This window comes from Klebsiella sp. P1954 (assembly GCF_018199955.1).
Taxonomy (GTDB): domain Bacteria; phylum Pseudomonadota; class Gammaproteobacteria; order Enterobacterales; family Enterobacteriaceae; genus Klebsiella; species Klebsiella pneumoniae.
The window spans coordinates 5,188,111-5,208,979 of the sequence record NZ_CP073373.1 but is presented as its reverse complement, the minus strand read 5'-3'; the positions used below and the strand labels follow the sequence as shown (position 1 = coordinate 5,208,979).

Genomic DNA, 20,869 nt, shown 5'->3' with positions numbered 1-20,869 from the left:
AAAAAAGGGAAGCGTTCGCTTCCCTCTTGCTTCTGAATGACGTCAGATTCGCCGCGCCTGCCAGAACTTTTTGTTCCAGTAGACGTTATCCAGCGAGGAACGGGTGACGCCCTGGCTGGTGGAGGCGTGAATAAACTGGTTGTCGGTATCGTAGATGCCAACGTGCAAACCGCTCTCCCCTGAGCCGGTTTTGAAGAACACCAGATCGCCGGGCAGCAGATCGCGCTTATCGATGCGGGTGCCGATTTCCGCCTGCTCGCGGGTTTCACGCGGCAGCTGGAGGGCAAATTTATCGCGAAACGTGCGCACCACGAAGCCGGAGCAGTCAACGCCGCGCGGCGTCATGCCGCCGTAGCGATACGGCGCGCCGCGCCAGCTGCGCAGCTGCTCGTTCAGATTCGCCACCACCGTAATGGAGTCTGCCAGCCGAGGATTCGGCGGCGGTGCCCGATGGCTGCTGCAGCCGGCTAAAATTAACGCCGCCGCCAACATGAACCAGAAGCGCATTTCAGATGATCCCTCTGTCCCTAGTCTCTTTATCGCAATAATTTAGCTTGTTTATCAATATAGTGACAAGATAACTGCGTGCTACTGTGACGCGATGAGCATAATATGACCGGCCACCTCAACGCGCTGGAACGGGATCGCATAGGCGGCGGTTAAATTTTCCTCATTCAGCACCTCGGCGGTCTCCCCGCAGGCGATGGCTTCCCCCTGGCAGAGCAGCCAGCTCTGACCGGCGTGGCGCAGGGTATGGTTGAGATCGTGGCTGCTCATCACCACCGCAATCCCCGCCGCGCTCAGCTCGTGTAACAGCCGATCCAGCGCCGCCTGCTGAGCCACATCCAGACTGTTCATCGGCTCATCCAGCAGCAGCAGCTGACCCGCGGAATTACTCAAGGGATCGATCTGCAGGATCACTGCCGCCAGCCGCACGCGCTGCCACTCGCCGCCCGACAGCTGATTGACCGGACGGCCCAGCTTATTGTCCAGACCAAGCCTGGCCGCGATATCGCTCAGACGGGCGCTATCACCCTGCTGCTGCATATGCAGCGCCAGGTAGTGCCATACCGGCATGGCGAACGGCGGGGTCTGGTGTTGACTCAGATATCCGCGACGGCGCGCCAGCTCCCTCGCCGGCCACTCGTCAAGCAGCCGGCCGTTAAAATGAACCGTGCCGGGGCCGTCGGACAGCCCCGCCATGCGGGTCAGCAGCGTGCTCTTCCCTGCGCCGTTCGGCCCCACCAGATGGACAATCTCCCCGGCGCGAAAGGCCGCAGAAAACGGGGCCAGGCGCCCCGCCGCTTCTACATCCTGTAGCTGCATCAGAAACGACATTATTGCGCCAGCGCTCCTTTAATCGCCGCCACCAGCTGCGGATCGTCCGGCGTCATATCCGGAGAGAAGCGCTGAATGACGTTGCCCTGGCGATCGATGAGGAATTTTTCGAAGTTCCACAGAATGTCGTCCACATACAGCGGCGCCCGGCCTTTGCTGGCCATCCGCTCATAAAAACCGCTGCCTTCCGGGGCCACCGCTTTCGGCGCGGCGGCAATCAGTTTTTGATAGAGCGGCGCGCGATGTTCACCGTTGACGTCAATTTTGCTAAACAGCGGGAAGGTGACGCCGTAGGTAGTGCTGCAGAAGGTCTTAATCTCCTCTTCACTGCCCGGCTCCTGGCCGAGGAACTGGTTGCAGGGGAACCCCAGCACGCTGAAGCCCTCGGCGGCAAACTGCTTTTGCAGATCCTCGAGTTGCTCATACTGCGGCGTCAGGCCGCATTTCGAGGCTACATTGACGATCAGTAGCACCTTGCCGGCAAAGGATGCCAGGGTGGTTTTCTCGCCATCAATGGTCGTCACTTCGGTATTCAGAATGTCATGTTGCATAGCCTGTCCTCAATGGATAAACCGGTTTCCGGTGAAGGTGATCCCTTTCTACTGTAGCGGATTCAGCGCCCGCCATTCTACTGCCATTCCCCCCGAGTTGTCGCATGATGTAACAGCGCTTCGCTGGCCGCCGGCAACATGAAATCCTCTCAATTGGGCCGTCGACCATTTCCGTGTACAGTGTTCCATGAATGTAATATGGTTTCGTTACTTGTTAATTTAAGAGAGTTTTAGTGATGAAGAAGTTGTTTAGCCTGGCGTTAATCGCCACCTCTGTCGCCCTGCTGAGCGCCTGCTCCCCGGATGAAGATAATAAAGTAAAAGTCGCTATCAATACCGGGCCGGACGAAGCCATCTGGAAAGTGGTGGAGCAGGTGGCGAAGGATAAATACCACCTCGACGTCGAAGTGGTCTCCTTCAATGATTATGTGCTGCCCAACGAAGCGCTGAACAACAAAGATGTCGATGCCAACGCCTTCCAGACCCTGCCGTACCTTGAGGCGCAGTCGAAAGAACGCGGCTATAAATTTGCGGTGGTCGGTAAAACCTTTGTCTTCCCTATCGCCGCCTATTCTCACCGGATCAAAAATATCAGCGAACTGCCCGAAGGGGCGACGGTGACCATCTCTAATGAAACCACCACCCTGGGCCGCAGCCTGCTGCTGCTTCAGGCGCAGGGGTTACTCAAGCTGAAACCGGGCGTCGGCTATTTACCCACCACGCTGGATATCATCGACAATCCGAAACAGCTGAAAATTGTTGAAGTGGATACCCCGCAGCTGACCCGTACCCTTGACGATCCGAACGTCAGCCTGTCAATCATTAACACCAACTTCTCCGCCCAGGCGGGCCTGTCGGCCGCCCGCGACGGTCTGTTTATGGAGGGGCCGGATTCCCCATACGTGAATGCGATAGTCGCCCGCGAGGATAATAAGGACAGCAAGAAAATTCAGGAATTAAAAGCCGCCTTCCAGACCAGCGAAGTCGCGGAAAAAGCGAAGGAAGTCTACAAAGGCGACGCGATCAAAGGCTGGTAAGCCTGAACCGGCGCCGTCCCTGCCGACGGCGCCGCGCTATCCCCGCCCCCGCGAACGCAGCAGCAACCAGATAAAGACCGGCGCGCCCAGGGTCGCCGTCACCACGCCAATCGGCAGCTCTGCGGCGGAAAGCGCCAGCCGGGCAATGATATCCGCCCCCAGCAAGGCGCTTGCCCCGGCCAGCATACAGGCCGGGAGCAACACCCGGTGATCGCTCAAGCCGCATAGCCGCAGAATATGCGGGATCACCAGACCGATAAAGCCAATCGCCCCCGCCAGCGCCACGCTAACGCCGACCATCCAGCCGGTCGCCACCACCAGTAATTTGCGCCACAGCCACAGCGGCAGCCCAAGCTGACGAGCGGAGACTTCGCCCAGCGCCAGTAAATTCAGGGGTTGCGACTGCAGACAGACCCAGCAGAGCACCGGCAGGAGGGCTATCATCAGCCACAGCTGTTGCCAGTCGACGCCGCCAAACCCGCCCATCATCCAGTACATTAGCTGACGCAGGTCAAAAGAGGTGGAGAAGTAGACTGCCCAGGTCATCAGGGCGCTGCAGATGATCCCCAGCGCCACCCCCGCCAGCAGCAGACGGCTGGTAGACAGATGGCGGCGGGCGAAACGCAGCAGAATAAAAGTGATCAGCAGCGCGCCAAAGATGGCACACAGGCCGAGCGCCCAGCCGGGCAAGACTCCTTTGCCCAGCAGGACGGCGGCAATCAGCCCGACGCCCGCGCCGTTGGAGACCCCCAGCAGCCCCGGCTCCGCCAGAGGATTTTCAAACAACGCCTGCATAATCGCCCCGGAGAGCGCCAGCGCCGCCCCCACCAGCAGCACCGCCAGGGTTCGCGGCAGGCGGATCTGCCAGATAAACAGCTGACCTTTGGCGCTGAGCCACTCGCCGGGCGGGATCCATTGCTCCCCCGCGCACAGGCTGATCAGCAGGGTGACCAGCAGCAACAGCGTTAATCCGAAGAGCCAACGCCGGCTACGGCGCTGTTGAAGATGGGCGAGAGTCAGCATAGATTCCATTACGCAGTGGGAACAAGAGGCTGATTTTACGGTGGCTGTCGCGGTGAGAAAAGGAAAACCTCACGACCAAACGTCGACGCGGAGGAGGCTCCCCCGCGTCGACCATCCCGCTTTACACCAGAAGCTGAAACAGCAGCGCAAAGAGAATGATGTTCGCCACCACGATTGCCCAGCCGTTATAGAGCATATATTTCAGATGAGTAGACTGCGCCAGCCCCATCTGGCCGAACATATCTGATGAGGGAAACGGCCCGAACCAGTCCACCTGGGATGAGGCCAGCAGCACGGCGGTGGTCCCCTGGGGCGGCACGCCGGCGGCCATCAGCATCGGGCCAAAGATTTTATGAGTAAAGGTCATCTGGGCCACCGCCGCACCGGGCACATGGCCGATAATATTGAACGCGAAGATGCTAAAGCACAGCCAGGCCGGGGAGATCCCCTCCAGCAGCGGTTGGGTATACTCCAGCAGCCCCTGATAGGCGTGCAGGCCATCCATCAGCTCAAGGATCGGGTTGTACAGCCAGTAGAGAATAAACATCCACACCAGACGGCCGCAGCCGTGATACAGTGCCTGAAGGATCTGCGTCGGTCGCAGGCCGCCTACCAGGCCGGTCATCAGGGCCACCAGCAGCATCACGATTATCGCGAAGCTGAAGCCGGCTTTAATCACCACGCCAACGATCGCCATCACGATGATGGTCGCCGCGAAGGCCAGCGCGCTTAATTTACGCCGACGCTGCTGCGCGGCGCTGAGATCCTCTTGCGGCTTTTCCGCGAGATCGACGTCATAGCGCAGTTTGCCTTCGGTCATCTTCTGGATCCGTCCCGCCATTACCCAGCCGGCCAGCAGCGTGACCGCGCTCATCGGCAGACCAACGTACAGCAGATAGTCCGGATAGCTCAACCCACCGAGGCTGAGGATCGTCACGGTACTGGGGGTGAAAGGCCCGGTAAACAGCCCAACGGAACCGGCGGTCATCATCAGCGCGGCGACCGTTGGCGGCGTCAAGCGTACCGCTGCCGCCACCGGAATGATTACTGCCACGATAATGGCATTGCCACCGGCCATAGTGCCCAGCGAACCGCAAATTAAAATCGATGACGCCACAATGCCGAATTTCACCCGCGTCTGACTCGACAACCCGATGCGATGGACGACAAATTTTACCAGCTCAACCGCTGCGCCGGTGCGGGTGGCCACTTCCCCCACGCCGGCGCCGAGCATAATGATAAGCCCAACGGTGGCAATAAATGACCCGGTGGATTTCGCCAGCATCGTGCCCATTTCCGGCAGGCCGGTCGAGGTCATTATCATGGCGATAATAATCGAGGAGATGACCGCCAGCACAATATCAACGCCGATCAGCGATAATATCGCTAGCGCCACCAGCGGCGTAAATCCCAGCAGACCAAGCTCGCTGCCTGGTCGACCGTGGCACCACAGCGCGATCAACACGAACAGCAGCAATAACAGACCAATAATAACGTTTTTCCGCGTGATATTTTGTCTGACAGGCGCATTGCCTGTGAGCGTTGAGTCACTCATAACACTCCTTAATGCCAATCAATCCGACCATGATGGTCAGGTGGTGTATGGGGGCCTGCTCAGAAAATATCCTCCCTCTTTTTCATTATTGATTGGCCGCGGCCTGAGGGTTTGTTTGGGTACAAAGGAAACGATTCTGAGAGCGTAATATGCCGCCATTGGGCGGGGTCTACAGCACAAGATGTAACCAATGCGCTGATTGGTGATTAAATCTATGTTAACTTAGTGTTAGTAGAAAATGACTTTTTATCGGTAGGCTATAACCCTGAGTTAACTGTTCATGAAACTGCGTCATCTGGAAATCTTCTATGCCGTCATGACCTGCGGCTCTTTATCGCGAGCGGCGGAAGCGCTCAATATCTCCCAGCCCGCGGCCAGCAAAGCGTTAAAAAGCGCCGAAATGAAGCTGGGTTTTACCCTGTTTCAGCGGGTGCGCGGCAAGCTGCTGCCGACCAGCGAGGCGATCACACTTTTCGAAAAAGCGCAGAGCATTTATCAGGACCTGGACAACCTGCGCCTGCTGGCCGACAACCTGGCTCGCGATCCGCGCGCCAAGATCACTTTAGGCTGTCTGCCAAGCCTGGGGTTAAGCCTGGTGCCGGAGCTGGTGACCGACTTTTATCAGCAAAACAGCAACCTGGTGATGACGCTCACTACCGAGCACACCGAGACGCTGGTCAAAAAACTGGATTTGCGCGAGATAGATTTGGCGCTGACGCTACAGCCGGTACAGCAGGGGGAGATCCTGACCACCCTGATTGCCGAAGTACCGCTGGTGTACATCGACCGTCATTATCGTCAGGGGGCGGTGGAGATCGACCAGATCGACCAGCAGCGCTGGATCTCGCCGGGACCGCACTCGCTCTCTGCCGCCATCGCCACCCGTCGCGACTTTTCCACCACCCGGCTAAACGTCCAGACCTACTATATGGCCACCGAGTTCGTGAAGCGCGGCATGGGCTGCAGCATCACTGATATCTTTTCCGCCCAGCACAACCTGGCCCCGGAGATGATCCATCCCATTACGCCGCCGATGGCGATTAACCTCTGTCTGTTACGCCGGGCCGACGTTTCCCTGAGCCCGATGGCGCAAAAGTTCGTCGATTTTCTCTGCCAGCGTCTGCGCCAGCAGCTCAAGGAGATTAACCTGCGGTTATACCCTGACCATAAAAAGTCAATTGCGCCGCTGGGGTAAATGCTTTGACATAACCCGATAAATTTATCAGCGGTGGATATATCGGGTTATGAACAAACGCATTGTCATTATCGGCGGCGGCGTGGTCGGTCTGGCCACGGCCTGGGAACTGATCAAGCGCGGCCATCAGGTGCAATTACTGGAGCGCAATGCCGAACCGGGCAGCGCCACCAGTTTTGCCAACGGCGGACAATTAAGTTACCGCTACGTCGCCCCCCTTGCCGACAGCGGCGTTCCTCTGCAGGGAATGAAATGGATGGGCAAAGCCGATTCGCCGCTGAATATGCGTCTCAGGATGTCTCTCCAGCAGTGGCGCTGGCTGCTGCAGTTTCTGCGCGCCTGTAATAACCAGACCAATAAAATGAATGGCGACCATATTTTACGCCTGTCGCTGCTCAGCCGTCAGGTCATGCAGGCGTGGCGGGATGAGGATAATCTTGCCGATTTCCACTGGCGGCGCAGCGGAAAATTAATTATCCATCGTCGCGAATATGATTTTAATAAAGCAGCAAAAGGGATTGATCCTCAGTATCAGCAGGCGCTGAATGCTGAAGCCTGCCTGCAGCTGGAGCCGGCGCTCAAACATATTAGTCCTTCTCTGCAGGGCGGAATCTATTCGCCAGGCGATGAAACGGCAGATTGTCATCAGTTCTGCCTTGCCCTGCTCGACAAGCTCAATGCCAGCAGCGACTTTAGCCTGCTGACCCAGTGTGAGGTGCGGCGACTCCATAAGCGCGGGGGACGCATCAGCAGCCTGGAGACCAGTCAGGGGACCCTCACCGGCGATGAGTATGTCGTCGCCGCCGGTAACGGCAGTGGTTCTCTGCTTGGGCATCTGGGAGTTCGCGTGCCGCTGTGCGCCCTGAAGGGGTACAGCCTGACCCTGCCCTATCCTGAAAAAGCAGGTATTGCCCCTGACATCAGCGTCACCGACTACGGGCACAAAATCGTTTATGCCCGCCTTGGCCAACAGCTGCGTATCGCGGCGATGGTGGACATCGGCTACGACGGCGACGAACTGCGCGAAAGCCGCATTCAGGCGCTGAAAAACATCGTCGCCCGCAGCTTTCCTGAACTGGAGGGGCTGGACGAGGCCGAAGTCTGGACCGGCATGCGCCCGTCAACGCCAGCCGGCCCGCCGATGCTGGGGCGCGCCGGCTACCCCAACCTGTGGATGAACCTCGGCCAGGGTAGCCTCGGCTTTACTCTCGCCGCCGGCAGCGCGGTGGTGCTGGGCGCGTTAATCGACAATCAGATGCCAGACATTTCTTTAGAAGGTCTCACATGGAAACAAACCGCATGACAATTATTCGCAATAATCCACAACCTCGTCTTGCCGCCAGCGTTGCGTATGGCGATCTGCTGTTCCTCTCCGGGCAGACGCCAAAAAGCAATGAAGACGATATCGTTTTACAAACCCGTGAAGTACTGGAGAAGATCGACGCGCTGCTGGCCGCAGCCGGGAGCGATAAGCAGCACATTCTCTCCGCGCAGATCTGGTTGAAAAATATCGAGCGTGACTTTGCCGCATTCAATGAGGTGTGGGTGCAATGGATGCCGGAAGGCTATAGCCCGGCGCGAGCGGCCGTGCAGGCGGAGATGGCGCGACCAGAAATCCTGGTGGAGATCATGCTCACCGCCGTCAAAGCGTAAAGATTGACAGAAAAGAAAAAGGCCGCAATGCGGCCTTTTTAATTAGTTCAGATTATTTGTCTTTCGGCGACGCGTTTTCGACACGGCTTTTCAGCTTCTGACCGGGTCTGAAGGTCACCACGCGCCGGGCTGTAATGGGAATATCCTCCCCCGTCTTCGGGTTACGTCCCGGGCGTTGGTTTTTATCCCGCAAATCGAAGTTGCCGAACCCGGAGAGTTTGACCTGTTCTCCGTTTTCCAGAGCACGACGGATCTCTTCGAAAAACAACTCGACCAGTTCTTTGGCATCCCGCTTGCTAAGCCCAAGCTTATCAAACAGATATTCTGACATTTCAGCTTTTGTAAGCGCCATAGGTTCAATCCCTCAATGATGCCTGGAATCGCTCTTTTAATGCCTCTACACATCTGGCAACGGTAGCGGCAATCTCCTCTTCTTCGAGTGTACGGCTGGTATCCTGCAGGATCAGGCTAATCGCAAGGCTCTTATACCCTTCCGCCACACCCTTACCACGGTACACGTCAAATAAGTTTACGCCAACTACCTGATTTACGCCAACTTTCTTACATTCGGCTAAAACATCGGCGGCAGCCACGTTTTCCGCGACCAGCACCGCGATGTCGCGACGGTTCGCCGGGAAGCGGGAAATATCGCGCGCCTGAGGCACCACGCGGTCTGCGAGCTTGTTCCACTCCAGTTCGAACACCAGAGTGCGACCGTTCAGATCCAGTTTACGTTCCAGCTCAGGATGAACAACCCCAATGAAACCAATGCGTTCACCTTTAAGATAAATCGCTGCGGATTGTCCCGGATGCAGCGCGGTGGTCGCTTCAGCACGGAATTCGATATCCGCTAATTTTCCGGTTAAATCCAGAACGGCTTCCAGATCGCCTTTCAGATCATAGAAATCGACCGTCTCTCTCGCCAGTGTCCAGTGCTCTTCGTAGCGGTTGCCGCAGATCGCCCCAGCCAGCATCACATCCTGACGAATGCCCAGCGGCGCATTGGTGTCCGGCACAAAGCGCAGGCCGCTCTCAAAGATGCGCACCCGGCTCTGCTGACGGTTCTGGTTGTAGACCACGGTGCCCAGCAGGCCGGTCCACAGCGACAGGCGCATCGCCGACATTTCGCTGGAGATCGGGCTTGGCAGGATCAGCGCCTCTTCCCCGGCGTGGATCAGCTGCTGGACTTTCGGGTCGACGAAGCTGTAGGTGATCACTTCCTGATAGCCTTTGTCGTTCAGCAGCGTTTTCACGCGCTTCAGCGACAGGTCCGCTTCGCGGTGGGTTCCCATGATCAGACCCGCCTGCACCGGCTCGTCAGGAATGTTGTTGTAGCCGTAAACGCGAGCCACTTCTTCAACCAGATCTTCTTCGATCTCCATGTCGAAACGCCAGCTCGGCGCAACCGCCTGCCATTCGCCCTCGCCAACCGTCACTTCGCAGCCGAGGCGCTGCAGAATGTCGGTGACCTGCGCGTCGTCGATATGGTGGCCAATCAGGCGATCCAGCTTGCTGCGACGCAGCGTAATGGTGGCGCGTGTTGGTAGATTCTCTTTGCTGGTAACGTCAATGACCGGGCCGGCTTCACCGCCGCAGAGGTCGATCAGCAGACGGGTTGCACGCTCCAGCGCTTTATACTGCAGGGCCGGATCGACGCCGCGCTCATAGCGGTGAGAGGCATCGGTGTGCAGGCCATGACGGCGCGCGCGGCCGGTAATGGACAGCGGGCTGAAGAACGCGCATTCCAGCAGCACGTTTTGGGTTTCGTCGTTAACGCCGGAGTGTTCCCCGCCGAAGATCCCCCCCATCGCCAGCGCTTTGTTATGGTCTGCAATGACCAGCGTGTCGCTGTCGAGCTTTGCTTCAGAGCCATCGAGCAGGACCAGGGTTTCACCTTCTTTCGCCATGCGCACCACGATCCCGCCTTCAATACGGTCGCGGTCAAAGGCGTGCATCGGCTGGCCCAGCTCAAGCAGTACATAGTTGGTCACGTCAACCACCGCGTCGATGGAGCGGATCCCGCAGCGGCGCAGCTTCTCTTTCATCCACAGCGGCGTCGGCGCTTTGACGTTGATACCTTTCACCACGCGCCCCAGATAGCGCGGGCAAGCCTGCGGCGCGTCAACCTGAATCGGCAGCACGTCGTCAATCGTCGCGGCAACCGGCGTGATTTCCGGCGCGTTCAGCGGCGCTTTGTTCAGGACAGCGACATCGCGCGCCACGCCAATGATGCCCAGGCAGTCGGCGCGGTTTGGCGTGACGCTGATTTCGATGGTGTTATCGTCAAGCTTGAGGTATTCGCGAATATCGGTGCCGATGGGCGCATCTGCCGGCAGCTCGATGATACCGCTATGGTCGTCGGAAATACCCAGCTCGGAGAAGGAGCACAGCATCCCCTCAGACGGCTCGCCGCGCAGCTTCGCGGCCTTGATTTTGAAATCGCCCGGCAGCACGGCGCCGATGGTGGCTACCGCGACCTTTAGCCCCTGACGGCAGTTTGGCGCGCCGCAGACGATGTCCAGCAGGCGTTCGCCGCCGACGTTGACTTTGGTGACGCGCAGTTTGTCGGCGTTCGGGTGCTGACCGCACTCCACCACTTCCCCGACTACGACGCCGTTGAAGCTGCCGGCGACCGGCTCAACGCCATCTACTTCGAGGCCCGCCATGGTGATCTGATCGGAAAGCGCTTCGCTGTCGATCGCCGGGTTAACCCATTCGCGTAACCACAGTTCACTGAATTTCATTGTTCTGTCCTGCCCTTATTTAAACTGTTTGAGGAAACGCAGATCGTTTTCGAAGAACGCGCGCAGATCGGTGACGCCATAGCGCAGCATGGTCAGACGCTCCATGCCCATGCCGAAGGCGAAGCCGGAGTAGACTTCCGGATCGATACCCACGTTACGCAGCACGTTCGGGTGCACCATCCCGCAGCCCAGCACTTCCAGCCATTTGCCGTTTTTACCCATCACGTCAACTTCCGCAGACGGTTCGGTGAACGGGAAGTAGGACGGACGGAAGCGGACCTGCAGATCTTCTTCAAAGAAGTTGTTCAGGAAGTCGTGCAGCGTCCCTTTCAGGTTGGTGAAGCTGATATTTTTATCAACGATCAGACCTTCCATCTGATGGAACATCGGGGTGTGGGTCTGATCGTAGTCGTTACGATAGACGCGGCCCGGCGCGATAATACGGATAGGCGGCTGCTGGTTTTCCATGGTGCGGATCTGCACGCCGGAGGTCTGCGTACGCAGCAGGCGAGTGGCATCGAACCAGAAAGTGTCGTGGTCAGCGCGCGCCGGATGGTGACCCGGAATATTCAGCGCATCGAAGTTGTGGTAATCGTCTTCGATTTCCGGGCCCGTCGCCACGGTAAAGCCGAGCTCACCGAAGAAACTTTCAATACGGTCGATGGTGCGAGTAACCGGATGCAGGCCGCCGTTTTCAATGCGGCGACCCGGCAGCGAGACGTCAATGGTCTCTGCGGCCAGACGCGCATTCAGCGCTGCGCCTTCCAGTTCAGCTTTACGCGCGTTCAGCGCCTGCTGCACCTGCTCTTTCGCCTCGTTGATGACCGCACCGGCTGCCGGACGCTCTTCCGGCGGCAGCTCACGCAGGGTGGTCATTTGCAGGGTCAGATGCCCTTTTTTACCCAGGTATTCCACGCGGACGTTGTCCAGCGCAGCAACATCTGATGCCTCGTTAATGGCTGCCTTGGCACTGGCAACCAGCTCTGCGAGATGTGACATGGTTTTCCTCATTATGTCGGTGCAGACACCGGTTATAGTGAAATTAATATTCCGAATCCATATACGAAAAAAGCCTCCACAGGGGAGGCTTTCTGGCGCTGTTTTCCGTTTCTTCTTTCACGCGCAAGCCCCCTGAGTTCAGGTGCTAAAGTAAAAAAAGAAGCGGAAAATAGCAGCATTCATGCTTGCATTACCTTGTCTGGTAAGAAACGTCAGAGCTGTATTGAAAAGCCTGCGCCGATAAAAGTCAATGTATTGATGGTGTTGAAACGAAAAGAGGGAGACAAGCTCCCTCTTTCAACTGGCTTATGCCAGAGCTGCTTTCGCTTTTTCGACCAGAGCGGTGAACGCTACTTTGTCGAATACAGCGATGTCAGCCAGGATCTTACGGTCGATTTCAACAGAGGCTTTTTTCAGGCCATTGATGAATTTGCTGTAAGAAATACCGTTCTGACGTGCTGCTGCGTTGATACGTGCAATCCACAGTTGACGGAACTGACGTTTACGTTGACGACGGTCACGGTAAGCGTACTGACCAGCTTTGATAACAGCCTGGAAGGCAACGCGGTATACGCGAGAACGCGCACCGTAGTAGCCTTTAGCTTGTTTCAAAATTTTCTTGTGACGTGCACGTGCAATTACACCACGTTTTACGCGAGCCATGTGTGCTCTCCTGTATCTATTCTAAGTTAAAAAAGTTAAACGTTAACGACTTATGCGTACGGCAGGCACGCGATAACCAGGCCCAGATCGCCTTTGGAAACCATGGCTTTCGGACGCAGGTGACGTTTACGCTTGGTAGCTTTTTTAGTCAGAATGTGACGCAGGTTAGCGTGCTTGTGCTTAAAACCACCTTTACCGGTTTTTTTGAAGCGCTTAGCAGCACCGCGTACGGTCTTAATTTTTGGCATTTTAATAACTTCCACTTCGCATTGTTAATAAACGAAACAAAGGCGAACAAAACCAGTGAGCCGAAGCCCACCGGAAATGTTTCTTGATGGCCTTACTGTTTCTTCTTAGGAGCGAGCACCATGATCATCTGGCGGCCTTCGATCTTCGTTGGGAAGGATTCGACTACTGCCAGTTCAACCAGATCGTCTTTCACGCGGTTAAGCACTTCCATACCGATCTGCTGGTGGGCCATCTCACGACCGCGGAAACGCAGCGTGATCTTGGCCTTATCGCCATCTTCGAGAAAGCGAATCAGGCTGCGGAGTTTTACCTGATAGTCACCTTCATCAGTACCAGGGCGGAATTTAATTTCCTTAACCTGGATAACTTTCTGCTTCTTCTTCTGTTCCTTAGAAGACTTACTCTTTTCATAAAGGAACTTGCCGTAGTCCATGATACGACAAACTGGCGGCTCGGCGTTAGGGCTGATTTCAACTAAATCTACTCCAGCCTCTTCAGCCTTTTCGATAGCTTCTCTCAGACTCACAATTCCCAGCTGCTCACCTTCCAGACCTGTTAAGCGAACTTCCTGGGCGCGAATCTCGCCATTAATACGATTCGGACGTGCCGTTTGAACTCGTTTTCCGCCTTTAATACCTTATTCCTCCAGTTGTTGAAGACTGCGGCTGCGAATCTCTTGTTGCAGCTTCTCGATCACTTCATTTACGTCCATGCTGCCGAGGTCTTTCCCGCGACGGGTGCGCACGGCCACTTTGCCGGCTTCGACTTCTTTGTCGCCACAGACCAACATATACGGGACACGACGTAAAGTGTGCTCGCGGATTTTAAAGCCAATCTTCTCATTTCTCAAGTCTGCTTTTACACGAATGCCCGCATTTTGTAGTTTACGCGTCAATTCGTTAACGTATTCAGCCTGAGAATCGGTAATATTCATGACCACTACCTGCACTGGTGCAATCCAGGTTGGGAAGAAGCCTGCGAACTCTTCGGTCAGGATGCCAATGAAGCGCTCCAGAGAACCGAGAATCGCACGGTGAATCATGACCGGCACCTGACGCTCGTTGTTTTCGCCCACATAGGAGGCGCTTAAACGCTGCGGCAGAGAGAAGTCCAGCTGTACGGTACCGCACTGCCATGCACGATCGAGGCAGTCATACAGGGTAAATTCAATTTTCGGGCCGTAGAACGCCCCTTCACCCAGTTGATATTCAAATGGGATGTTATTTTCTTCCAGCGCCACCGCCAGATCCGCTTCCGCGCGATCCCAGGTCTCGTCGCTACCGATACGTTTTTCCGGGCGAGTCGACAGTTTGACGACGATCTTCTCGAAGCCAAAGGTGCTATACATATCGTAGACCATACGAATACAGGCGTTCACTTCATCGCGAACCTGATCTTCAGTACAGAAGATATGCGCATCATCCTGGGTAAAGCCGCGAACGCGCATCAGACCATGCAGCGCGCCAGACGGTTCGTTACGGTGGCAGCTACCGAATTCCGCCATACGCAGCGGCAGGTCGCGGTAGGATTTCAGCCCCTGGTTGAAGATCTGCACGTGACCCGGGCAGTTCATCGGCTTGATACAGTATTCACGGTTCTCAGAAGAGGTGGTGAACATCGCATCTTTGTAGTTGTCCCAGTGGCCGGTTTTTTCCCACAGCACACGGTCCATCATGAACGGACCTTTTACTTCCTGATACTGGTACTCTTTCAGTTTAGAACGAACAAACGTTTCCAGTTCACGGAAGATGGTCCAGCCGTCATTGTGCCAGAACACCATCCCCGGCGCCTCTTCCTGCATGTGATACAGGTCGAGCTGCTTACCGATTTTACGGTGGTCACGCTTGGCGGCTTCTTCCAGACGCTGCAGGTAGGCATTCAGCGCTTTTTTATCTGCCCACGCGGTGCCGTAGATACGCTGCAACATTTTATTGTTGCTGTCGCCGCGCCAGTAGGCTCCGGCGGTTTTCATCAGCTTAAAGTGATGGCAGAAGCGCATGTTCGGTACGTGCGGACCGCGGCACATATCGATATATTCTTCATGATGATACAGGCCAGGCTTGTCATCATGGGCAATGTTTTCATCAAGAATAGAAACTTTATAGCTTTCGCCGCGTTTCACGAAGGTTTCACGCGCTTCATGCCAGCTCACTTTCTTCTTGATGACGTCGTAGTTTTTCTCGGCGAGCTCATGCATACGTTTTTCGAGCGCGTCGATATCTTCCTGGGTCAGGGTGTGGTCGAGGTCTACGTCATAGTAGAAACCATTATCGACAACCGGACCGATAGCCATTTTGGTGTTGGGCCACAGCTGTTTGATGGCATGGCCTAACAGGTGCGCGCAGGAGTGACGAATGATCTCCAGCCCTTCTTCATCTTTCGCGGTGATGATAGAGAGAGTGGAATCGGATTCGATCGGGTCACAGGCGTCTACCAGTTCACCGTTTACCCGCCCGGCAATGGTGGCTTTCGCCAGGCCTGGACCGATATCCAGCGCGACATCCATCGGACTAACTGCGTGGTCAAAATGGCGTTGGCTGCCATCAGGAAGCGTAATTACAGGCATTTTATGTCCTTATTTGCAGTGGTGCCCCGCACGAAAGAGCACATACAAAACTATATAATCATAATTATCATCAGGTTAAGGCGCAGTTCCCGCTTCACTCTGCGAAAATAGGAGCACGACCGGAACGATCGCTCCCCCCTGCAACCGCCTGCTGATAACACCGGGGAGTAGTTTACACATCATTGGTACGTGATTAAAGCCGCGACAGCATAAATGATGGCGGAATGCGGAGAAAACAAGAGGGCCACGGATAAAAAAGCAGAATATAAGCGATGTGGCGCGGTAATATTGGCCAATGGCGCCGGACGATATTATTCGGACATGATAAAAGAGACGTGGAGATATTGCCTGCTGAATGTATACCGCGGGCCATTAAACCGGTACCACTTAACCCGGCTTATTAGACCGCTCGCGAAACGATAGCCTGCAATATTAAGACCACTCGCCGGCCACCAGCGTATGCACATTAAAGGCGTCGTTCATGGATTTTCCGGTGGTAGGGGCGCCGGGCGCAATATTCGAACCAGCCTCAACGTCAGAGGCTTTGGCGATACCTACCTGGGTATGATCCTGATGACCCGATGGCGGAACGGGCGTGGCGGCTGATGCGCCAAAAGAAAGCACGCACAGCGCCAGGGCTGCGATGGTATAACGATTGTTTTTCATGATGTTAATTCTCTTATTACGGAAATCAGACCGGGCAATGTCGCCCTCCGGTCAGTGCTTGTTAGTATAGATCCAGATCACATATTTGTCCGTCGAATATTTAGCTATTTGTGTCAAATAGAATGAATATTTGTCAGGCGCTCGTGAATAATGGAGAAAAAATGGAGGGCTATTTCCTTTTTACAAAAAGTAAAACGAACGGCCAGAAAAAATAATATCACTAATTGCTAAAACCAAAACGAACAGGCCGGGGAAAACCCGGCCTGAAATATTACATCTTATACCCGAGGGAGAGCGAGGTCCGGCGATCGGTATGCTCCGGCGCGGACGCAGGCGGCTCAGAGTTCCAGGTCACGTTGTAGGCGACCTTCAGGGCGAAATGGGCGTTAATCGCCACGTTTAACGCGCTCTCTGAGTTGACCGTGGTGTCCTCGGCGCCGAACACCGATACCCCTTGCGAAAATTTGGCGTTATCGGTCATCTGCCAGGCCCAGGTACCCGAAGCATAACCCAGCGGCTGGGTATCAGTATCCCCGTCGGTATATTCGTCATAGCGAACGCCAGGACCGAATTCAAACCGCAGACTGTGCACCGGCCCGTTGAGGATCTGACGACCATAGCCCGCCGTCACAACATCGCGCTGTTGATAGCCGTTGTAGCGGTCAGTTAGCCAGCTACCCTGACCAAAAACATAGTTCATATCGGTCAGGTTGTAGCGGCTACGTCCGCCGACAGCATATTTTTCTGAGGATCGCTCATCATTGGACGACGTGTTGCTGGCGTTGCCCCACAGCGACCAGGCGGTGGTATTACCATACCAGGTCAGGGTGGAATCCGCCGTCATCGAAGAGCTCTTGGTGTTGCCGGACTGCGCCAGGTAGCCTGCGTTAACCACCCCTTCGAACGGTTTTTTGGCAGCGGAAGGGTCATCCATGACGGTAAATACAGAATCATCGGCCATTGCGCCAACAGACGCAAAAAGCCCCCCCGCCAGCATAACCGCTGCGGGTACTGTCTTTAAAAGCTTCATTATAACTCTCTAAAATACATTTTTTTAGGACAGTACAAATGATGAACAGGCATAATCTCGCCGGCTCATTGAATTTAGCGTCCGTACAACATAAAAGAGACCTGAGGGTCCCGGAAACTTTCGCGAGGATCGCGGAGTGCAGGTCCTAAGAAAGGTAGCAAATTATAAAAAAGCACGAATAACATAGCAATCACTTACTCTTTCGTTTTTTGAATAAGACAGCTCCGGAAACAATCTTTATTTCATAATGAAAATAGAGGCATCTTTGCAAAACTGTCAGGAACTGGACTTTCCCTCCCCGAGTCATCGTGCCATGCTTAAATTAACGACAGTCGCCGTATTAAGGAGGAGAAGGAATGACCAAAATTTACACGCTCACGCTGGCCCCCTCGCTGGATAGCGCCACGCAAACCCCACAGATCTACCCGGAAGGCAAACTTCGCTGCAGCGCGCCGGTATTTGAACCTGGCGGCGGCGGGATCAACGTGGCCCGCGCCGTGACCTTTCTCGGCGGCAAAGCCACCGCCATTTTCCCGGTCGGTGGCGCTACCGGCGAGCATCTTGCCGCCCTGCTGGCCGATGAGCAGGTGCCGGTCGAGACCGTCGAAACCCGCGACTGGACGCGGCAAAACCTGCACGTCCACGTGGCCGCCAGCGGCGAACAGTATCGCTTCGTTATGCCCGGCGCGGCACTGACGGACGATGAATTCCGCCGTCTGGAAGAGAAGGTTCTGACTATCGAACCCGGCTCTCTGCTGGTGGTCAGCGGCAGCCTGCCGCCAGGTATTAGCGTCGATAATCTGATGCAACTGGTGAAAAATGCGCAACAGCAGGGACTGCGCTGCATCATTGACAGTTCCGGCGATGCGCTGGCCGCCGCGCTGGACGTCGGCAATATTGAGCTGGTGAAACCGAACCAGAAAGAGCTTAGCGCCCTCGTGCAGCGCGATCTCAGCCAACCCGATGACGTGCGCCTCGCCGCTCAGTCGTTGATCCAGTCCGGTAAAGTGCGCCGGGTGGTGGTCTCCCTGGGTCCGCAGGGGGCATTAGGCGTGGACGCCAGCGGCAGCGTTCAGGTAGTGCCGCCACCGATGAAAAGCCAGAGCACCGTCGGCGCTGGCGACAGCATGGTGGGCGCCATGACCTTGCGTCTGGCGGAAAACGCCAGCCTTGAAGACATGGTACGCTTTGGCGTCGCCGCCGGTAGCGCCGCGACCATCAACCAGGGCACCCGCCTCTGCTCGCGGGCCAATACGCAAAAAATCTATGATTATCTCTGCGGGCGTTGATCTTCCCGGCCCCCTCCGCGCAGGCGGAGGGGAATCACAATATAAGCAGGATGGTCTATGCTGGAAAGGCCATGCATAACAACGGGGTGTAGAGATGAGCAATGAGATTACCGCCTGGGTCGTCAGCGTGACCTTCCATGAACAGGCGCTGACGGAGATCAATGAGGTCAGCAACCATTTTACCCGTGCCGGGTTTGTACTGACGCTCAATGATGAAGAGGGCACGCCCCATGAGCTGGGTACCAACACCTTCGGCCTGCTGAGCGGCCAGACGGCCGATGAAATTAAGGCCCTCAGCGCCGGCCTGGCGGAAGCGGCCCTTGGCCGCCCGGCGGAAATCGCTGTGGCCACATTCGCCGAGTGGTTAAAAGCTCAATAAGTGCGTTTAGCGCAACGGAAAGCGTCAGTTGTGCGTCAGTTCCAGGTTTACCCGGTAGTAATGCGCTAACCTTATGATATGGTGGAAAACATGGGGAGAGACAGCATGTGGCAAGCAATCAGTACTCTTTTACGCGATTGGCATACCGAAGACGCTGAAATCGAACTGAAAACCGAGTTGCCCGGTGGAGAGATCCATTCCGCCTGGCATTTACGCTTCGGCGGGAAAGATTACTTCGTGAAATGCGACGAACGGGAACTTCTGCCTATCTTCACCGCCGAGTCCGATCAGCTGGAGCTGCTGTCGCGAAGCAAAACCGTTCGCGTACCGCAGGTCTTTGCCGTCGGCAGCGATCGCGACTATAGCTTCGTGGTCATGGAGTACCTCCCTCCCCGTCCGCTGGATGCGCACAATGCGTTTCTGCTTGGCCAGCAGCTAGCCCACCTCCATCAGTGGAGCGATCAGCCGCAGTTCGGTCTGGATTTTGATAACGATCTTTCCACCACGCCGCAGCCCAACGCCTGGCAGCGTCGCTGGTCGGTTTTTTTTGCCGAGCAGCGTATCGGCTGGCAGCTGGAGCTCGCGGCGGAGAAGGGATTGCACTTTGGCGATATCGATACCTTAGTCGATATGGTACAGCAGCGACTGGCCAACCATCAGCCGCAGCCTTCGCTGCTGCACGGGGATCTGTGGTCCGGCAACTGCGCCTTAGGGCCGGATGGCCCCTATATATTCGATCCCGCCTGCTACTGGGGCGACCGCGAGTGCGATTTAGCCATGCTGCCGATGCATCCGGAACAGCCCCCGCAAATCTATGACGGCTATCAGTCCGTTTCGCCTCTGCCGTCGGGTTTTCTCGATCGTCAGCCGATTTATCAGCTTTATACTCTGCTGAACAGAGCGATTTTGTTTGGCGGCCAGCACCTGGTAACGGCCCAGCAGGCGCTGGATGATGTATTGATGGAGAAAATGCGTTAAACAAGCTTCACGGCGGACCTTGCCGGTCCGCCGCAGCGTTTTATCAGTTAATCTCGACGCCGTTCAGGCGGAATTTGATGGTCATCGTTACGCCGGTACCCGGTCTTCCCTGCTCATAACGCCATCTGCGCATCGCGCTTTTCACCTCGCGTTCGAACATATTCGCCGGCTGAGCAGAGAGGATCTGCAGATTATCAATACGGCCATCAGGCGAAACGTCAAACTTCACCCGTACCGTACCTTCAATGCGCAGCGCCTGAGCGCGCGCTGGATAGGACGGCTGAACGCGGCTGATCGCCCGCGGGCCGCTTGGAGCAGTAACGGTGGGTTTAGCCGCTGCTGTCGAGGTGCTTGGCGCTGTACGCGCCGGCGCCGTATTGTTGTTTTCAAACGGCGAGGCCGGACGCGGCTCTGCTGCCGGCTTCACTTCCCGCTTCGGCTGTTCAACCTTTTTCTCCGGCTTAGGCTTGGGTTTAGGTTTGGGCTTCGGCTTAGGTTCCGGTTTATGGATCACCACCGGCGCCTCTTTCGGCGGTTCAGGCACTACCTCTGGCTCCGGCTCAGGTTCGGGTTCAACAACGGGCTCCACGACAGGCTGCGCCGCCGGAGGCGGCTCAAGATCGGCCGGCGCCACCATTGTGATCTCTATCGGCTGCGTCGGAGAAGGCTGTTCAATAACCTGATGTACCGAGGTATAAAGCAGCCCCGCCACAACGGCACCGTGGATAGCCACGGACAGCAGCGTTGGCCACGGAAAGCGGCGAGGTAAATCAAGGGTCATTGCGCTCATAGTCGTTTCTGTTGAAAAATGATGCTCCGATTTTAAATGCAAATAGCAATCATATTCAATAAGGCGTCTTAACCTGAGTCAATTTTTGCCGCCATTTGCAGAAAAAAGCTGCGTCGGCAGTGCTTTCCACTCCAGAGCGCATCTTTGCATTGCAGTCCATCGCT

The 20,869-nt window shown here is 56.0% G+C and carries 23 protein-coding genes and 1 other annotated feature; of the genes, 7 read left to right on the top strand and 16 right to left on the bottom strand.

Translation table 11 applies throughout. The annotated features are described in order from the left end of the window. Positions 1-42: 42 nt before the first annotated feature. The 3 genes from KB890_RS25040 to KB890_RS25030 form a co-directional block, all read right to left on the bottom strand. On the bottom strand, positions 43-507 hold the full coding sequence (locus KB890_RS25040; protein WP_002909082.1) for an NlpC/P60 family protein: 465 nt from the start codon (positions 505-507) through the stop codon (positions 43-45). Between the two features lie 81 nt (positions 508-588). After that, positions 589-1,338, bottom strand: a complete 750-nt coding sequence (gene btuD, locus KB890_RS25035) for a vitamin B12 ABC transporter ATP-binding protein BtuD (RefSeq protein ID WP_002909083.1) — start codon at positions 1,336-1,338, stop codon at positions 589-591. Further along, positions 1,338-1,889, bottom strand: coding sequence for a glutathione peroxidase (locus tag KB890_RS25030; protein WP_004180371.1), 552 nt, complete (start codon positions 1,887-1,889; stop codon positions 1,338-1,340). The genes btuD and KB890_RS25030 overlap by 1 nt, the downstream gene beginning before the upstream one ends. 236 nt (positions 1,890-2,125) lie before the next feature. Here KB890_RS25030 and KB890_RS25025 point away from each other — a divergent pair, with 236 nt between their 5' ends. Next, complete coding sequence (locus KB890_RS25025) at positions 2,126-2,926, top strand: MetQ/NlpA family ABC transporter substrate-binding protein (protein WP_002909085.1); 801 nt, start codon at positions 2,126-2,128, stop codon at positions 2,924-2,926. A gap of 36 nt (positions 2,927-2,962) precedes the next feature. On the opposite strand, the gene btuC is transcribed toward KB890_RS25025, so the two are convergent. Together btuC and KB890_RS25015 are read right to left on the bottom strand one after the other, a co-directional pair. Continuing rightward, the gene (gene btuC / locus KB890_RS25020; protein ID WP_004151850.1) at positions 2,963-3,949 is read right to left on the bottom strand and encodes a vitamin B12 ABC transporter permease BtuC; all 987 of its coding nucleotides are present in this window, start codon (positions 3,947-3,949) and stop codon (positions 2,963-2,965) included. A gap of 121 nt (positions 3,950-4,070) precedes the next feature. Further along, on the bottom strand, positions 4,071-5,504 hold the full coding sequence (locus KB890_RS25015) for a gluconate:proton symporter (protein ID WP_004180372.1): 1,434 nt from the start codon (positions 5,502-5,504) through the stop codon (positions 4,071-4,073). Between the two features lie 280 nt (positions 5,505-5,784). Between KB890_RS25015 and KB890_RS25010 the strand changes: the two genes are divergently transcribed. The 3 genes from KB890_RS25010 to KB890_RS25000 are packed head-to-tail and all read left to right on the top strand — an operon-like array spanning position 5,785 to position 8,352. After that, positions 5,785-6,699, top strand: a complete 915-nt coding sequence (locus KB890_RS25010; RefSeq protein ID WP_002909089.1) for an HTH-type transcriptional regulator AdmX — start codon at positions 5,785-5,787, stop codon at positions 6,697-6,699. 37 nt (positions 6,700-6,736) lie between these two features. Then, complete coding sequence (locus KB890_RS25005; protein ID WP_322887922.1) at positions 6,737-8,002, top strand: D-amino acid dehydrogenase; 1,266 nt, start codon at positions 6,737-6,739, stop codon at positions 8,000-8,002. Further along, positions 7,999-8,352 (top strand): RidA family protein, encoded by a 354-nt coding sequence (locus KB890_RS25000; RefSeq protein WP_002909094.1) that lies wholly within the window; start codon positions 7,999-8,001, stop codon positions 8,350-8,352. Before KB890_RS25005 ends, KB890_RS25000 begins: the two co-directional genes overlap by 4 nt. 52 nt (positions 8,353-8,404) lie before the next feature. On the opposite strand, the gene ihfA is transcribed toward KB890_RS25000, so the two are convergent. The 10 genes from ihfA to KB890_RS24950 form a co-directional block, all read right to left on the bottom strand. Beyond that, positions 8,405-8,704, bottom strand: coding sequence for an integration host factor subunit alpha (gene ihfA, locus KB890_RS24995; protein ID WP_002909098.1), 300 nt, complete (start codon positions 8,702-8,704; stop codon positions 8,405-8,407). A gap of 4 nt (positions 8,705-8,708) precedes the next feature. After that, on the bottom strand, positions 8,709-11,096 hold the full coding sequence (gene pheT / locus KB890_RS24990) for a phenylalanine--tRNA ligase subunit beta (RefSeq protein WP_004180374.1): 2,388 nt from the start codon (positions 11,094-11,096) through the stop codon (positions 8,709-8,711). Between the two features lie 15 nt (positions 11,097-11,111). After that, positions 11,112-12,095 carry a phenylalanine--tRNA ligase subunit alpha gene (gene pheS / locus KB890_RS24985; RefSeq protein ID WP_002909105.1) on the bottom strand — a complete coding sequence of 328 codons (984 nt, stop codon included), beginning with the start codon at positions 12,093-12,095 and terminating at the stop codon, positions 11,112-11,114. Between the two features lie 63 nt (positions 12,096-12,158). Then, positions 12,159-12,283, bottom strand: a sequence feature (Phe leader region). Continuing rightward, positions 12,234-12,278: a pheST operon leader peptide PheM gene (pheM, locus tag KB890_RS24980; RefSeq protein ID WP_001386830.1), complete on the bottom strand. Its 45-nt coding sequence runs from the start codon at positions 12,276-12,278 to the stop codon at positions 12,234-12,236. Its footprint overlaps the feature before it by 45 nt. 118 nt (positions 12,284-12,401) lie before the next feature. Continuing rightward, positions 12,402-12,758, bottom strand: coding sequence for a 50S ribosomal protein L20 (rplT, locus tag KB890_RS24975; RefSeq protein ID WP_000124850.1), 357 nt, complete (start codon positions 12,756-12,758; stop codon positions 12,402-12,404). A gap of 50 nt (positions 12,759-12,808) precedes the next feature. Next, positions 12,809-13,006 carry a 50S ribosomal protein L35 gene (gene rpmI, locus KB890_RS24970; protein WP_001124225.1) on the bottom strand — a complete coding sequence of 66 codons (198 nt, stop codon included), beginning with the start codon at positions 13,004-13,006 and terminating at the stop codon, positions 12,809-12,811. Between the two features lie 92 nt (positions 13,007-13,098). Then, positions 13,099-13,641 carry a translation initiation factor IF-3 gene (gene infC, locus KB890_RS24965; RefSeq protein ID WP_004189469.1) on the bottom strand — a complete coding sequence of 181 codons (543 nt, stop codon included), beginning with the start codon at positions 13,639-13,641 and terminating at the stop codon, positions 13,099-13,101. 3 nt (positions 13,642-13,644) lie between these two features. Then, positions 13,645-15,573 carry a threonine--tRNA ligase gene (gene thrS / locus KB890_RS24960; RefSeq protein ID WP_002910026.1) on the bottom strand — a complete coding sequence of 643 codons (1,929 nt, stop codon included), beginning with the start codon at positions 15,571-15,573 and terminating at the stop codon, positions 13,645-13,647. Between the two features lie 432 nt (positions 15,574-16,005). Further along, on the bottom strand, positions 16,006-16,239 hold the full coding sequence (locus KB890_RS24955) for a YdgH/BhsA/McbA family protein (RefSeq protein WP_002910028.1): 234 nt from the start codon (positions 16,237-16,239) through the stop codon (positions 16,006-16,008). Between the two features lie 271 nt (positions 16,240-16,510). Then, a complete protein-coding gene (locus KB890_RS24950; protein WP_002910030.1) occupies positions 16,511-17,269 on the bottom strand; it encodes a DUF481 domain-containing protein in 759 nt (252 codons plus the stop codon). 356 nt (positions 17,270-17,625) lie between these two features. Between KB890_RS24950 and pfkB the strand changes: the two genes are divergently transcribed. The 3 genes from pfkB (at position 17,626) to KB890_RS24935 (ending at position 19,915) form a co-directional block, all read left to right on the top strand. Beyond that, the gene (gene pfkB, locus KB890_RS24945) at positions 17,626-18,558 is read left to right on the top strand and encodes a 6-phosphofructokinase II (RefSeq protein ID WP_004145382.1); all 933 of its coding nucleotides are present in this window, start codon (positions 17,626-17,628) and stop codon (positions 18,556-18,558) included. A gap of 94 nt (positions 18,559-18,652) precedes the next feature. Further along, complete coding sequence (gene ghoS / locus KB890_RS24940; RefSeq protein ID WP_004180375.1) at positions 18,653-18,937, top strand: type V toxin-antitoxin system endoribonuclease antitoxin GhoS; 285 nt, start codon at positions 18,653-18,655, stop codon at positions 18,935-18,937. A 105-nt stretch (positions 18,938-19,042) separates the two neighbouring features. Continuing rightward, complete coding sequence (locus tag KB890_RS24935; protein ID WP_002910036.1) at positions 19,043-19,915, top strand: fructosamine kinase family protein; 873 nt, start codon at positions 19,043-19,045, stop codon at positions 19,913-19,915. 43 nt (positions 19,916-19,958) lie between these two features. Here KB890_RS24935 and tonB read toward each other — a convergent pair whose 3' ends face one another. Further along, positions 19,959-20,705, bottom strand: a complete 747-nt coding sequence (gene tonB, locus KB890_RS24930; RefSeq protein ID WP_016831240.1) for a TonB system transport protein TonB — start codon at positions 20,703-20,705, stop codon at positions 19,959-19,961. Positions 20,706-20,869 lie beyond the last annotated feature (164 nt).